This is a genomic window from Labrys sp. KB_33_2 (assembly GCF_052114505.1).
Taxonomy (GTDB): domain Bacteria; phylum Pseudomonadota; class Alphaproteobacteria; order Rhizobiales; family Labraceae; genus Labrys.
The window spans coordinates 136,619-150,654 of sequence record NZ_JBFREW010000007.1; the positions used below are offsets into that span (position 1 = coordinate 136,619).

General features: G+C 62.6%; 12 protein-coding genes and 2 tRNA genes. 7 read left to right on the forward strand and 7 right to left on the reverse strand.

The window, feature by feature from the left end; genetic code table 11:
• Positions 1–310 precede the first annotated feature (310 nt).
• The gene (locus AB4037_RS14580; protein ID WP_441772012.1) at positions 311–1,342 is read left to right on the forward strand and encodes a lysozyme inhibitor LprI family protein; all 1,032 of its coding nucleotides are present in this window, start codon (positions 311–313) and stop codon (positions 1,340–1,342) included.
• A 218-nt stretch (positions 1,343–1,560) separates the two neighbouring features.
• Here the strand turns inward: AB4037_RS14580 and AB4037_RS14585 are convergent, their stop codons facing one another.
• The gene (locus tag AB4037_RS14585) at positions 1,561–3,057 is read right to left on the reverse strand and encodes a CoA-acylating methylmalonate-semialdehyde dehydrogenase (RefSeq protein WP_434957276.1); all 1,497 of its coding nucleotides are present in this window, start codon (positions 3,055–3,057) and stop codon (positions 1,561–1,563) included.
• Positions 3,058–3,289: 232 nt separating this feature from the next.
• Positions 3,290–4,615: an aspartate aminotransferase family protein gene (locus AB4037_RS14590; protein WP_441772013.1), complete on the reverse strand. Its 1,326-nt coding sequence runs from the start codon at positions 4,613–4,615 to the stop codon at positions 3,290–3,292.
• Positions 4,616–4,899: 284 nt separating this feature from the next.
• On the opposite strand from AB4037_RS14590, the gene AB4037_RS14595 reads away from it, so the two are divergent.
• From AB4037_RS14595 to AB4037_RS14620, 6 genes are all read left to right on the forward strand, one after another.
• The gene (locus AB4037_RS14595; protein WP_434957278.1) at positions 4,900–5,451 is read left to right on the forward strand and encodes a cupin domain-containing protein; all 552 of its coding nucleotides are present in this window, start codon (positions 4,900–4,902) and stop codon (positions 5,449–5,451) included.
• 38 nt (positions 5,452–5,489) lie between these two features.
• On the forward strand, positions 5,490–6,134 hold the full coding sequence (rutR, locus tag AB4037_RS14600; RefSeq protein ID WP_434957279.1) for an HTH-type transcriptional regulator RutR: 645 nt from the start codon (positions 5,490–5,492) through the stop codon (positions 6,132–6,134).
• A gap of 16 nt (positions 6,135–6,150) precedes the next feature.
• Positions 6,151–6,714 carry a hypothetical protein gene (locus tag AB4037_RS14605; protein WP_434957280.1) on the forward strand — a complete coding sequence of 188 codons (564 nt, stop codon included), beginning with the start codon at positions 6,151–6,153 and terminating at the stop codon, positions 6,712–6,714.
• 374 nt (positions 6,715–7,088) lie between these two features.
• Positions 7,089–7,157: transfer RNA gene (locus tag AB4037_RS14610), tRNA-OTHER, on the forward strand.
• A gap of 4 nt (positions 7,158–7,161) precedes the next feature.
• Positions 7,162–7,224 (forward strand) — tRNA-Ile (locus AB4037_RS14615).
• Positions 7,225–7,543: 319 nt separating this feature from the next.
• Positions 7,544–8,704, forward strand: a complete 1,161-nt coding sequence (locus tag AB4037_RS14620) for a slipin family protein (protein WP_441772014.1) — start codon at positions 7,544–7,546, stop codon at positions 8,702–8,704.
• Positions 8,705–8,736: 32 nt separating this feature from the next.
• Here AB4037_RS14620 and AB4037_RS14625 read toward each other — a convergent pair whose 3' ends face one another.
• The 5 genes from AB4037_RS14625 to AB4037_RS14645 all read right to left on the reverse strand — a co-directional run bounded on the left by AB4037_RS14625 (position 8,737) and on the right by AB4037_RS14645 (position 13,910).
• Positions 8,737–9,411: a hypothetical protein gene (locus AB4037_RS14625; RefSeq protein ID WP_441772015.1), complete on the reverse strand. Its 675-nt coding sequence runs from the start codon at positions 9,409–9,411 to the stop codon at positions 8,737–8,739.
• Between the two features lie 258 nt (positions 9,412–9,669).
• Positions 9,670–10,989, reverse strand: a complete 1,320-nt coding sequence (gene preA / locus AB4037_RS14630) for an NAD-dependent dihydropyrimidine dehydrogenase subunit PreA (RefSeq protein ID WP_434957283.1) — start codon at positions 10,987–10,989, stop codon at positions 9,670–9,672.
• 11 nt (positions 10,990–11,000) lie between these two features.
• Positions 11,001–12,350 carry an NAD(P)-dependent oxidoreductase gene (locus AB4037_RS14635; protein WP_441772016.1) on the reverse strand — a complete coding sequence of 450 codons (1,350 nt, stop codon included), beginning with the start codon at positions 12,348–12,350 and terminating at the stop codon, positions 11,001–11,003.
• 202 nt (positions 12,351–12,552) lie between these two features.
• Positions 12,553–13,386, reverse strand: coding sequence for an anti-sigma factor family protein (locus tag AB4037_RS14640; RefSeq protein ID WP_434957285.1), 834 nt, complete (start codon positions 13,384–13,386; stop codon positions 12,553–12,555).
• Positions 13,383–13,910 carry an RNA polymerase sigma factor gene (locus tag AB4037_RS14645; RefSeq protein ID WP_441772017.1) on the reverse strand — a complete coding sequence of 176 codons (528 nt, stop codon included), beginning with the start codon at positions 13,908–13,910 and terminating at the stop codon, positions 13,383–13,385. Before AB4037_RS14645 ends, AB4037_RS14640 begins: the two co-directional genes overlap by 4 nt.
• Between the last annotated feature and the right edge of the window lie 126 nt (positions 13,911–14,036).

Genomic DNA, 14,036 nt, shown 5'->3' on the forward strand with positions numbered 1-14,036 from the left:
CTCTCACCGCGAAAACGTTGCAATAGCGGACTGGTCCCTGACCAGCCCGAAATTGCTCGCCGCGGGCATCCCATCTTCACGCCTATTCTCATAAGGACGATGGTGAAACCAAGCCCTTGTGGGAGCGCAAAGGATCAGTGCCCTAGTCAGGCAAGTTTCCATTCCGAAAGGACTACAACTTAGACGTTGCAAATCTCCTTCGGCTAGGTGAGGCTGCTGAACATCTAGGTATAAATGCGAGATGATGAGCATGGCACTGGTATAGTGACCTCCCTTACCTGTCGCTGCCTTTAATACAGAAGGACAAGGAATGAAGAAATTTTGCGTGCAACTCGCTCCCGTTGCCCTGGCAATTCCCGTCCTTCTAACGGCTCCGCTCTCCACCCATGCAGGATCCTGGGCGGATGCGAAGGCCGATCCGTCATTCTCGAAGTCGCAACAGATCTGCCGATCGGCGAAGACGTTGGACATTTCCGAACCAGCCCAACCTGACGACAAGGCCCCTTGCGACTCCGAGGCGCTCTACTACGGCATCGGGATGAAGGCAGACCTCGACGCGGCTCGGCGCTGTGCCGCACAGGAGGCAAAGGGACCCGACGGAAACGAAACGCCCTTCGGCGGCAACAGCCTTCTCATGATGATGTATGCCAATGGAGTCGGGGCACCGCGCGACCTCAATCGGGCAATCGCCCTTGCCTGCCAACTCAACGGTGCCGATTACGAAATGGATCTTCGCATCCAGCATCTCGCCAAGCTGCGCACCGAAGGATGGGCGGGCACGGATTTCAGCGTATGCGACGACGCCACGAGCGGCTTCCTCGGCGGCGCCTGCGAGGTCCATGCCTCCCGCATCGAGAACGCTCAACGCGATCAGGCCATCACGACCCTCTCCAGGGATTGGAACGATCAACAGAAGGCAGCCTTGGCCCGGCTTCAGACTGCATCGGCGGCCTATGCGGACGCCGTCGGGAAGAATGAGGTGGATCTCAGCGGCACACTTCGCGCGGCCATGCAGACCGACGCGACGGACGCGGCCAAAAAGGCCTTCCACGACGATCTTCGGCAGGTCGTCAACGGCAAGGTTCAGAAATTCAGCGCACCGCAACTGGCCAAGGCCGATGCCACCCTGAACACGACCTATCAGAAGGTCATGCGCCTGAAAAACTTCTCCTACGGCACGGTCCAGAAAAGCGGCATTCATGAGACCCAGCGTGCCTGGCTCACCTATCGCGACGCTTTCGCGGACTTTGTTGCCGAGGCTTTTCCAGGTCGCTCTGCCGATGACATCAAGGGCGTGCTGACCAATGAACGTATTGCCGCGCTACGCGAATTCCTGTCGTGACACTCGCTGAGCAGGGGGTGGGTCGGCAGCAGGGTTTGCTTGGAACCAGCAGGCGCGCGGCTCGGATAGGCGGGCCGGCAAGCCGCAGCCTTCTTGCCGAAAAAGCTGAAATCCCTCGACCACCCTGTAGCCGAAGCTGTCCCCGGCGGTCATTGCGGCGAAGCCGCACTCCATAAGCCAAGAAGGAGTGCGGCTCCGCCGAGTGTTTACGCCCGATCTCAGTTCGTCGAGGGGAAGTTGAGGTTCACGCCCGAGCGGATGCCGGTAGGCCAGCGGGCGGTCACGGTCTTCAGGCGGGTATAGAAGCGCACGCCCTCCATGCCGTAGATCGAGTGGTCGCCGAACAACGAGCGCTTCCAGCCGCCGAACGAGTGGTAGGCGACCGGTACCGGCAGTGGCACGTTGACGCCGACCATGCCGACCTCGATGCTGTCGGCAAAGGCGCGCGCCGCATCGCCGTCACGGGTGAAGATGGCGGTACCATTCCCATATTCGTGATCATTGATCATCTTGGTGGCATGCGCATAGTCGCGTGCGCGCACCATGGAAAGCACCGGCCCGAAGATCTCCTCCTTGTAAATGGACATCTCTTCTGTGACGTGATCGAACAAAGTGGCGCCGACATAATAGCCGTTTTCATAGCCCTGCAGCTTGAGCCCGCGACCGTCGACCACCAGCTTGGCGCCTTCCTTCACGCCGGCATCGATATAGCCAAGTACCTTTTCCTGGTGCTGTTTGGTGACCAGCGGCCCCATCTCGGCCTGCGGATCGGCGGCGGGGCCGACCTTGAGCTTGTTGATGCGCGGCAGCAGATGTTCGACCAGCACGTCGGCGGTCTTGTCGCCGATCGGCACGGCCACCGAGATCGCCATGCAGCGCTCGCCCGCCGAGCCGTAGGCCGCCGAGACCAGCGCATCGGCGGCCTGGTCCATGTCGGCATCCGGCATCACCACCATGTGGTTCTTGGCACCACCGAGAGCCTGGCAGCGCTTGCCGTTGGCAGCAGCCGTCGCATAGATATACTGGGCGATCGGCGTCGAACCGACGAAGCTGATAGCCTTGACGTCGGGGTGATGCAGCAGCGCGTCGACAGCTTCCTTGTCGCCGTTGACGACATTGAGCACGCCTTCCGGCAGGCCGGTATCGAGGAGGAGCTGAGCGACCACCAGGGCGGCCGAGGGATCGCGCTCGGACGGCTTGAGGATGAAGGTGTTGCCGGCCGCGATCGCCACCGGATACATCCACAGCGGCACCATGGCGGGAAAGTTGAACGGCGTGATGCCGGCGACGACGCCGAGGGGCTGGCGGTCATTATGGGTGTCGATGGCCGGGCCGACGTTGCGGCTGAATTCACCAGCCAGCAGATGCGGAATGCCGCAGGCGAATTCCACCACTTCGAGGCCGCGTTGCACCTCGCCGAGGGCATCGGAATGGGTCTTGCCATGCTCGGCCGAGATCGCCTGGGCAATCTTGTCGGCATTGGCCTCGATCAGTTCCTTGAACTTGAACATGTAGCGGGCCCGCTTGAGCGGCGCCGTGGTCGACCAGGCAGGGAAGGCCTTCTTCGCCGCCTGCACGGCGGCATCGACATCTGCGGTCGAGGACAAGCCGAGCTCACCGCTCTGCTCGCCGGTGGCGGGGTTGAACACGGGCGCGAAGCGTCCGCTGGTGGTGGCGGTCTGCTTGCCGCCGATCAGATTGTCGATACGGGCCATGGGTTTCCTCTGAAGGAGTTTGTCTTGCTGCGCACCTTAGGAGCGATCCATCCTTCTCCCCTGTGAGAAAAGGTGCTCCAAAAGGGCGGATGAGGGGTGGACGAGGCCCCTCCAATTGAAATTTCCGACGACGTCATCCCGTCAGGCGAGGCCGCAAGACCCCTCATCCCCCTGCCGGGACCCCGAGCGGTTCCGCAGGAACTGCGGAGTCCCGCAAGGGGAGACGGCAATATCAATCCAGCGTCTTCAAGACGTCGCCGAGCGTCGCGACCAACTCGTCGATCTGCACTTTGGAAATGATCAGCGGCGGCGACAGGGCGATGATGTCGCCGGTGGTGCGGATCAGCAAGCCCTTCTCGTAGGCCTTCAGGAAGGCCGAGAAGGCGCGCTTGGTGGGCTGGCCGGCGATCGGCTCCAGTTCGATGGCGCCGATCAGGCCGAGATTGCGGATGTCGATGACATGGGGCAGGCCCTTCAGCGAATGGATCGCGTCTTCCCAATAAGAGGCGAGATCGGCAGCACGGGTGAGCAGACCTTCTTCGGTATAGGTGTCGAGCGTGCCGAGCGCTGCGGCACAGGCCACCGGATTGGCCGAATAGGTATAGCCGTGGAAGAGCTCGATGAGGTGCTCGGGGCCCGTCATGAAGGCATCGTAGATCTCCTTCTTGGCGAACACCGCTCCCATCGGGATCACGCCCGAAGTGATGCCCTTGGCTACAGTCATCATATCCGGGGTCACGCCGAAATAGTCGGCGGCGAAAGGCGTGCCGAGGCGGCCGAAACCGGTGATGACCTCGTCGAAGATCAGGAGGATGCCATGCTTGTCGCAGATGGCGCGGATGCGCTCGAGATAACCCTTGGGCGGCAGCAGCACGCCGGTAGAGCCTGCGATCGGCTCGATGATCACGGCCGCGATGGTGGAAGCGTCGTGCAGGGCGATGACACGCTCCAGATCCTCGGCATATTCGGCGCCGTGCTCGGGCAGGCCGCGGGAGAAGGCGTTGCGGGTGAGGTCATGGGTATGGCGGATATGATCGACACCGGTGAGCAGCGTGCCGAACATCTTGCGATTGGATACGATGCCGCCCACCGAAATACCGCCGAAGCCGACGCCGTGATAACCGCGCTCGCGGCCGATCAGGCGGAAGCGCTGCCCCTCGCCGCGGGCGCGGTGATAGGCCAGGGCGATCTTGAGCGCGCTATCGACGGCTTCCGAACCGGAATTGGCGAAGAAGACGTGATCGATGCCCTGGGGCGTCAGCTGCACCAGACGCGAAGCCAGTTCGAAGGCAGCGGGGTGCCCCATCTGAAAGGCCGGCGCATAATCGAGCTCGGCCGCCTGCTTCTGGATCGCCTCTGTGATCTTGGGGCGGCCATGGCCGGCATTGCAGCACCAAAGGCCCGCCGTGCCGTCAAGCACCTGGCGGCCATCGGCCGTGGTGTAGTGCATGTCCTTGGCGGCGACGAACATGCGCGGATTGGCCTTGAACTGTCTGTTAGCCGTAAACGGCATCCAGAATGCTTCGAGGTTGTTGGTCGCGCGGATCGGGGCATTCATCGGGATCTCTCCGGAAGCTGCCGAGGTCCCGAAGGCTGGCGGGAAGCCCGGCTCGTTAAGCTGGCAATAGCTTTGCCTTGAATTTGGAAATTATGCCAACTCTTTGTTGTGGCAGCATCATTCCTATTTCGGCCGCACTTCAATACCCGAGTTTTTGTTCTAGAACGAATGTTCAATTACAAGCGTTAGGTTCGCAAATTCCGGTGCATTGAATGCAAAGTGGAATTGTCGACAGCGTTCATGATATTTAACATTCTAAACAGGACTGGACGAAGGGCGGCACCATGCAGAACGTCGATTTGGGGTCATTGCTGCGGCGCGTGCGCGAGGCGCGCGGATTGTCGCAGCGCCAGCTCGCCAAGCGGGCAGGCATCTCCAATGCCACCATATCGCTGATGGAATCGAATGCGGTGAACCCTTCGGTCGGCGCCTTGAAGCGGGTACTCGATGCCTTGCCGATTGGTCTGGCGGAGTTTTTCGCCCTCGATGCCAATCCCGGGCGCAAGGTGTTCTACCGCAACAACGAACTGATGGAGATTGGTCGCGGGCGCGTCTCCTATCGCCAGGTCGGTTCGGACCTGCGCGGACGCGCCCTGCAGATGATCTCCGAACTCTACCAGCCCGGGGCGGATTCCGGCAAAGTGCTGCTGCACCATCAGGGCGAGGAATGCGGCATCGTCATCCGCGGCCAGCTCGAAGTCACGGTGGGCGAGGATATGGCCGTGCTCGGCCCCGGCGACGCGTATTATTTCGACAGCCGTGAACCTCATCGTTTTCGTAATGTCGGCGACACGCCCTGCGAGTTGATATCGGCTTGCACACCGCCAAGCTTCTGAGCCATGAAGGGGTGGGGACAACGAAACAGGAAGCGCTCATGGCAGAGGGAGGAGAGGCCGGCCGGCAACGCAGCAAGACCAAGCTCGGCCTGGCCAATATCGACAAGATCCTCGACAGCGCCCTTTCGGCTTTCTCGAAACACGGCTTGCGCGGTACCCGTATCGATCAGGTCGCGGAAGCCGCCGGCATGTCGAAGACCAATCTTCTCTATTATTTCCGAACCAAGGACGCCCTTTACGAGGCCGTTCTCACCCGCACTCTGGAAGTCTGGGTCACGCCTCTGAAGGAACTCGATGCCGCACGCGGCCCGGTCGTGGCACTGACATCCTATATCGAGCACAAGCTCAAATGCTCTCGGCTCTATCCGGAGTCCTCCCGTCTGTTTGCCATGGAGATCATGCAGGGCGCCCCTCACCTGAAAAAGGTCCTGGCAACCGATCTCACCAACACCGTCCGGCAGAAATCCGTCATCATCCAAGGCTGGATCGCCGAGGGAAAACTGCGGCCGATCGAGCCTTATCACCTCCTCTTCATGATCTGGGCGACCACCCAGCATTATGCCGATTTCGCCACGCAGATCAGTGTCCTCACCGGCAAGGACCTCACCGACGAGGCCTTCTACCAGGAAACGCTGAAGACGCTGACCGAGACGATCCTGCGCGGCGTGCTGGCCGATCGCTGAAAGCGGGAGCGCACGCATGAAGCTGTTCAGGCGCCGATGGAGACAGGCCCGCTGGATCGCCAGAGAATCGGGCGCCGGCGCGCGCAGCTTCGCCAGGGGGTTCCTCAACGGTTTTCGCAATGGTTTCGGTGCGGCGCAGCGCGGCGAAGGCGACGCGTTCAAGCAGCGCAATCGCGAGGAATGGGACCAGTTCAAATCCGCGCTCGGCCCGATGATGCAGGAAGCCGGCGAAACCTTGCGTAACATCGACGAGGATCCATACCGCTTTCTCCTGGTCGAGCGTGGCTTCCCTGCCCTGTTGTTCGACACCAGCCTTTATCTCGACGAGAAATATGCTGCGAGCCGGCCGGCGCCCGAACTGGCCGCCAGCGCCGTGATGACCTCAGCGCGCGGCGATTTCGGTCTCGAATTCCGGCAGGTGCCACGCGACGATAGCCGGGCCCGGTTCGATGTCTTCGTACCACCGGTTGGCTTCGGTTCGCTCGGTGGGCCGGGCGCGCCGACGGAGCTAGTCCCGGCGGCTCTCGCCAGCATCGAGAGGCGCTGCGTTTATCGGATGTCCTTAGCTTCATCACGCTGAGCAACCGAGGCCGTTAATGAGCTTTCGCTCCAAAGCAGTCTTCAGAAATGCTCGCCAACTTTTTCAGCTAAGTGAGAATGCGTGGCTTCTGCCCAGGTCAGATCCTGCACAACAGCAACCAAATATAGCGCGCGCCCCCACAAGGCTGGGGGAGGCAGGTCGCGCCTTTGCTTGGAATATCCGGGTGCATGCACTCAACCCAAAAAGAATAAGGCCGAATTTTCTGTACTGGCCCCTTGCGTAACTTCAAGCGTGCAGCTACAAGCCGCGCCCCGGTCATCCAGCCGGAACGATATCAGCGGCCGGAGTTCGAAACCTCCGCCCGCGCAGGCGGCTCTGCCGTCCTGTGTACGGATGTCGGGACGGGATCGGTTTGGGTTGTAGCTCAATGGCAGAGCGCCGGCGGGAGCCGGAGGTCGCGGGTTCGATTCCTGTCAGCCTAACCTCGGATAGCTCAGTGGTCGAGCAGTAGACTGATACTCTACGCACGAAGGTTCGAATCCTTCTCCAAAGCGCCTGAAAAACGCTTCGCCCTTGACGGTCCGGGAATTGGCATGCCGACGGTCTTCCCAGGAGGCAGCGCCCACGGGTGTTACCTCTGACGGAGAGCCTGAAGCCGTTCGCCCGCAGCCTGGCTTGCGGATATGGGCAAGACGTCCCGTGGCCGGCGACGTATCTTCGGATCCGCGCCCGCCACTCGGCCTCGCGCCCCGCTGCCGCCGGTCCGCCACGGGCAGACGTCACCGGTTCCCGGATCTTTGCCGGGACCAATCATCAACAACGGAAGGAACGATCGGCAGATGATCTGAGCTTGCCGAAAGGAGACGACATGACTTTTCTCGACCTGATTTTGCGGCGCCAGCGCGTCGTCGTGAAGGAAACCGAGCGTGCCATCGTGCTGCGCAAGGGCGAGGTGCGTGCCATTCTGGAGCCGGGCGAGCACGTCCTGGCCGGCCGGAAGGACGATACCGAAATCCTGCGCCATGACATTGAAGCAGGGCCGTTCAACTCTCCTCTCGAGAAGGCGTTGTTCGACAAGCTTCCGGCCGTGGCCGAGCGTCATTTGCAGCGGTTCCGCACCGAGCCGGGCATGATTGCCATCGTCGAGCGCGATGGTCTCGTCCATGTGTTGCTGGGCCCCGATCGCAAGCTCACCGTGTGGAAGGCGGCCGGTCCCTGGACCTCGACGTCCATCGCTCCGCCGGCCGACCTCGTCGTCGAGCCGGGCCTGCTCCCTCGGCTGGTGCAGGCCCGCAAGGCCGAGCTCGTGATCCTGCACGCCGTGCAGGATGGCCAGGTCGGACTGCTCTATGTCGACGGTGCTTTCATCCGCACGTTGGCGCCGGGCGTGCATGGCTTCTGGAACATCGGAAAGCCGGTACAGGTCAAGGCACTCGACGTGCGGCTGCGTTCGCTCGACGTCAACGGCCAGGAGATGCTGACGCGCGACCGAGTGACCATCCGTGTCAACATCGCGGCCGAGTTCCGCGTCGTCGATCCGGTGAAGGCTGTTACCACCGTCAAGGATTGCGAGGATGCGTTCTACCGCTCCCTGCAATACGCCTTCCGCAAGGCTCTGGGCGCCCTGACGCTCGACCAGTTGCTGGAACGCAAGACCGTCGTCGATGCCGAGGCCGCCGAAAAGGTGCGCAGCGACATGGCCGATATCGGTATCGAGGTCGGTGAGATCGCCCTGAAGGATGTGATCCTGCCGGGCGAGATGCGCGAGATCCTCAACCAGGTCGTGGCGGCTGAAAAGCAGGCCGAGGCCAATGTCATCCGCCGCCGCGAGGAGACGAACGCCACCCGTTCGCTGCTCAACACGGCCAAGGTGATGGCCGAGAACCCGGTGATGCTGCGGCTCAAGGAGCTGGAGGCCTTGGAGGCGATTGCCGGCAAGGTCGAGCGCCTGACCGTGCATAACGGGGTCGGCGGCCTGATGAACGATCTCGTCAAGCTGCGGGATCTGTCGCCGGCGGACAACAAGTGAGATGGGCGGGTCCTGCGACCCGCCCATTTTCGTCAATGCGCGGCCAGGAAGGCTTTCATGTAGAAGCCTGCTTCCTGGCTGCCATAAGCCTTGTCGGGTGCCACCGGGCAGGCCCGGCGCGCGAGGCAGCCGCCTTGTCTGCAGGCCGTACCCTGCGGCGAGCGCACATGGGCGGCACAGCGTTCCACATCATAGCCCGCCAGTGTGAAGGCGCCGACCGGACAGTTGTTCAGGCAGGGCTTGGCCGCACAGCTCTCACAGGGATGGACCGCCCTTGCGAGCGGGGGCAGCGCCAGCCTTTGCGCAAAGCCGAGCGCACCGCGATAGCTGTGCCAGAGACCATGCACGGGGTGCACATAGATGCCGAGCGGCGAAGCGAAGACAGCATCGCCGCGTTGCGCCCAGCGCTGAAACGGTAAATAAGGCGGGCCGCCGAAGGGATAGAGGGCGACGGCGCTAAACTCGTTTGCCATCGCATCAATCACCCGCGCGGACCAACGATCCAATGGATGCAGTGCGCCATCGGCAGCCTCGTGCGAAGCCGCGAAGGCCGGCCATTGCCGGCCACCGCTCCAGCCGAGCAGTACCAGCGTTTCGACTGACCCGGTATCGAGCGCCGGGACGCCGTCCTCAGGTCGGGGATGGAAGGCGCCCCTCACTGAGAGACCGACGACTTCGGCGTGTTCTGCAATCTGATCCAGCGTCATGGGCCCGGCGTGATTTCCCGATGAGAGCGCTGCATCCTGTTGTGGGTGGAGAGAGATGACAATCTCATTCTGCGCTGTTGGGCTTCACCCCTCATCCGGCTGCCGCCACCTTCTCCCGCAAGGGGAGAAGGGAATTTATTGGGCCGGGATATTGTAGCGCGGCCCTGTTCAAGCAAACTCGCCTATCCGAGCAGAGCCCCTTCTCGATTTGTGGGAGAAGGTTCCAGCAGGGTGATGGGAGGTGAAGCAGCGTGCCACCTACTCCGCCGCGGCAGGAGCCTTGGCGTACACCGCCGGATTATTGGGATGCTCCTTCCAGGTGCGATGCCCGCCCACCGGCCTGCCGGTACGCTTGTCGACCCCGGAGGTCACCGGCTCGAGCGTGATGCAGTCCTCGATCGGGCAGACCACGGCGCACAGATTGCAACCCACGCACTCTTCCTCGATCACCTCGAACTTGCGCTCGCCGGCGACCATGTTGGTGATGGCCTGGTGCGAGGTATCCTCGCAGGCAATGTGGCAGCGGCCGCATTTGATGCAGGCATCCTGGTCGATATGGGCCTTGACCACATATTCGAGATTGAGGTGCTGCCAGTCGGTCACCTGGGGAATGGCCTTGCCGACGAACTGATCGACCGAGGTATAGCCCTTTTCGTCCATCCAGTCGGAGAGACCGGAGATCATCTCCTGCACCACCTTGAAGCCATAGACCATGGCGGCCGTGCAGACCTGCACGGTGCCGCAGCCGAGCGCCATGAATTCCACGGCGTCACGCCAGGTCTCGACGCCGCCGATGCCGGAGATCGGCATGCCGCGCGTCGCCTCGGCTCTCGCGATCTCCGAAACCATGCTGAGTGCGATGGGCTTCACCGCCGGGCCGCAATAGCCGCCATGGGTGCCGAAGCCGTCCGTATTCGGCCAGGGGCGCATAGTGTCGATGTCGACCGAGACGATGGAGTTGATGGTGTTGATCAGCGATACCGCGTCGGCGCCGCCGCGCCTGGCCGCCTCGGCTGGCTTGCGCACGTCGGTAATGTTGGGTGTCAGCTTCACGATCACCGGCATGCGGGTATATTGCTTGCACCAGCGCGCAACCATCTCGACATATTCAGGCACCTGCCCGACGGCCGAGCCCATGCCGCGCTCCGACATGCCGTGCGGGCAGCCGAAATTCAGCTCGATGCCATCGGCCTCGGTGTCCTCCACGAAGGGCAGGATCGACTTCCAGGCGTCTTCCTCGCAGGGCACCATCAGGGAGACGATCAGCGCCCTATCCTTCCAGTCGCGCTTGACCTGCTTGATCTCGCGCAGGTTGACCTCGAGCGGCCTGTCGGTGATCAGCTCGATATTGTTGAAGCCCATCACCCGGCGGTCCTGGCTATGCCAGGCGCCGTAGCGCGGGCCGTTGACGTTGACCACCGGCGGCCCCTGCTCGCCGAGTGTCTTCCAGACCACGCCACCCCAACCCGCCTTGAAGGCACGGACGACGTTGTATTCCTTGTCGGTCGGTGGCGCGGAAGCCAACCAGAACGGATTGGGGGACTTGATGCCCAGGAAATTGGTGCTGAGATCGGCCATGTCTTTTCTCCTCACGCAGCTTTGGCTTGGGACTTAAGGGCTTGATCGATCGAAAGCGCGGCCTGCTTGCCGTCCTCGACCGCAGCCACCGTCAGATCCTTGCCGCCGGCGATACAATCGCCACCGGCCCAGATGCCGGGCACCGAGGTGCGTCGTTCGGCGTCGACGGTAATTCGTCCCTTTTCCAGCGTGAGCGGCACGCCGTTGACCTCCCCAGGCAGGAAGGACTGCCCGATCGCGGTGAAAAGCTGGTCGCATTCGAGCCTGAGGGTCTCGCCGGTACCCGTGAGTCGCCCGCCCTGCTCGCTGGTATATTCGAGCTCGACAGCCACCAGCCTGCCATCCTCAGCATGCAGCCGCGCAGGCTTGAGCCAATGGCGGATCAGCACGCCGTCGGTCTGGGCGAGTTCCTGCTCGTAATTGGAGGCATTCATCTGCTGCTGGCCGCGGCGATAGGCGATGGTCACGCTTTCCGCGCCCAGGCGCTTGGTCTGCGAGGCGATGTCGATGGCGGTCATGCCGCCGCCGATCACCACGATGCGGCGGCCGACCGGCAAATCCGCAAGGTCTCCCGCCTGACGCAGCGCGGCAATGTAGTCGACGGCATCGATCACGCCCTCGATACCTTCTTCCAGGCCGAGATCGTTGGTGTCCCCCAACCCCATGCCGAGGAAGACCGCGTCGAATTGCTTGGCGAGATCCGAGAGTTCGATGTCGCGCCCGAGACGCTTGCCATAGTCGATGGTGATGCCGCCGATCGCCGTGATGTAATCGACCTCGGCCTGCGCAAAGCCGCCGGTGCTCTTATAGGCGGCGATGCCGTATTCGTTGAGGCCGCCGGCTTTCTCACGCGCCTCGAACACCACGACCTCATGGCCCAATGTTGCCAGCTTGTGGGCACAGGACAGGCCGGCCGGGCCGGCGCCGATCACGGCGACGCGCCTGCCGGTGGGAGCGCCGCGCTTGAACAATTGCCTGCCCTTGGCGAAGAGCTCGTCGGTGGCATAGCGCTGCAGGTTGCCGATCTCGACCGCCCTGCCCTCCGAGGTTTCCTTGACGCAGGCTTCCTCGCACAGCGTCTCGGTCGGGCAGACACGAGCACACATGCCGCCCATGATGTTGGATTCCAGGATGGTCCGCGCCGCTCCAACCGTGTTGCCGGTCATGATCTCGCGGATAAACATCGGAATATCGATCGAGGTGGGGCAGGCCTTCACACAGGGCGCGTCATAACAGAACAGGCAGCGCTCGGCGGCAACGCGCGCCTCATGCCTGTCGAAGGCCGGATGAAGGTCTGAGAAATTGCTGGCGAGCGTGGGGGAATCGAGACGGCCCCGCGCAATGTCGGATCGTGCAGTCATCTGAACCTCTGGTAATCAGCTCTTTATTTTTTACCAGTTGATCAAAAGAACGAGTCGCTGTCAATCACACTTTTGAACGGCTCCAGAGTAAGAATCCGCCTGCTCTGCCAGCTTGGCAAGCGCATTGGGGGCAGCTCTTCAGACCGGCCTGGAACCGCTACACATTGCAAGGGGTAGGGCGGGTCCAAAGACCCGCCCTCTGTCACGCCGCGATCTGTTTTGCCAGCATGGCGGCAAGCTTTTGCATGATCTCGTCCGGCCCGTGGCCGATCAGCATGTAGGAACGCTCGGCATCCGACCAGTAGACCACGTTGAAGCCGTTGCGTTGTTCGAGCGTGGGTGCGCTCGCCGTGCCGGGATTGTTGGCATAGATGCAGAAGGCCAGCGGGCCAGTCAGTTCGTCGAGATAGGCGATCTCGACCAGGGGCGCATTGTCGTAGTGGAAGAGTTCGACGCGCTTGAGCTCCTGGGCCGGCAGGTTGACCTTTTCGGGTGTCAGCGGGAAGCCGAGCCGGCGGGTCGCCGCGGCAAGATCGCGCTGCGCGGTGGAGACATCGTTCGGCATCCAGTCGAGCGTCTGCGACGTCGTCAGCCCCCAATATTCGGCCACCGTCGTGCGCCAGGCATCCGGCCCTTCATGGTCGCTGTGCTGCGCCGAAGGGAACGGCCACAGACCGGGCGGCGCGTAACGGCCAACCCCGGCTCCGACCACGAACAAGGCGAGCGCCGCCGCGACCGCTGCCGGCGGGATGCGCCAGCCCGAGCGCCGTGCATTGTCATTGACCACCGGCGCCGGAATCGCCGTCTGGCTTTCGGCAAGAAGCGCTTCGAGACGTTGCCGGGGCGCGTGCGCCGCCAGAGCATCGTAGCTCTGTTTGAACGGGAGCGAACCGGCCGCGAGCGCGTCCAGTCTCGCCTTCAGAGTCGGCTCCTGGGCAAGGCGGACCTCCAGCCCCGCGTGCTCTTCGGGCGACAGAGCTCCATCCAGAAAGGCGACGAGGCTGGCGTCATCGGGTCCCATCTCCTGCGTAGTCATGATGCCTCCCCCGCACCGCCCTCCGGCGTATCCTTGTTCAGATGAGCGAGCCTGAGCCTGGCCGAAGCCAGGCGGCTCATGACGGTTCCGATTGGTACGGCCAGCATGTCCGCCGCCTCGGCATAGCTGAGCCCTTCCGCATAGACCAGAAAGACGGTTTCACGCAGTGCTGCAGGCAAGGCCTGTACCTGCCTCAACACTTGGGCAGCCAAAATATTCGTTTCGAACTGCCGCGCACCATCAAAGGACAGGACGTTCTCGGCCTGCTCCAGCTCGACGGGGTTGCGCACCTTGTTGGCCCGGACCTCGTTGAGCCAGATCGAACGCTCGATGGCGAACAGCCAACGATCGAGGCGGGTCCCCGGGATGAACTGGTGCGAGCGCTCGAGCGCCCTGAGGCAGGTGGCCTGCACCAACTCCTCCGCGAACTGCCCATTGCCCGACAGCACGAGCCCGAACCGCCACAACGCCACGAGATGCGCAGCAAGGCCGGTCCGAACGTCCTGGTCACCTGATTGGGGCATGAATCGCCTATGCCGATAGGGAGCGGCATTATTGTGGCGCGGCGGACAGGAAACGCAACCGTGAGGGGGAACCAGGATTTCCGGCGATCAACCGCATTTGGAGGCTGCCTTGCGAGCGCCTCGCGC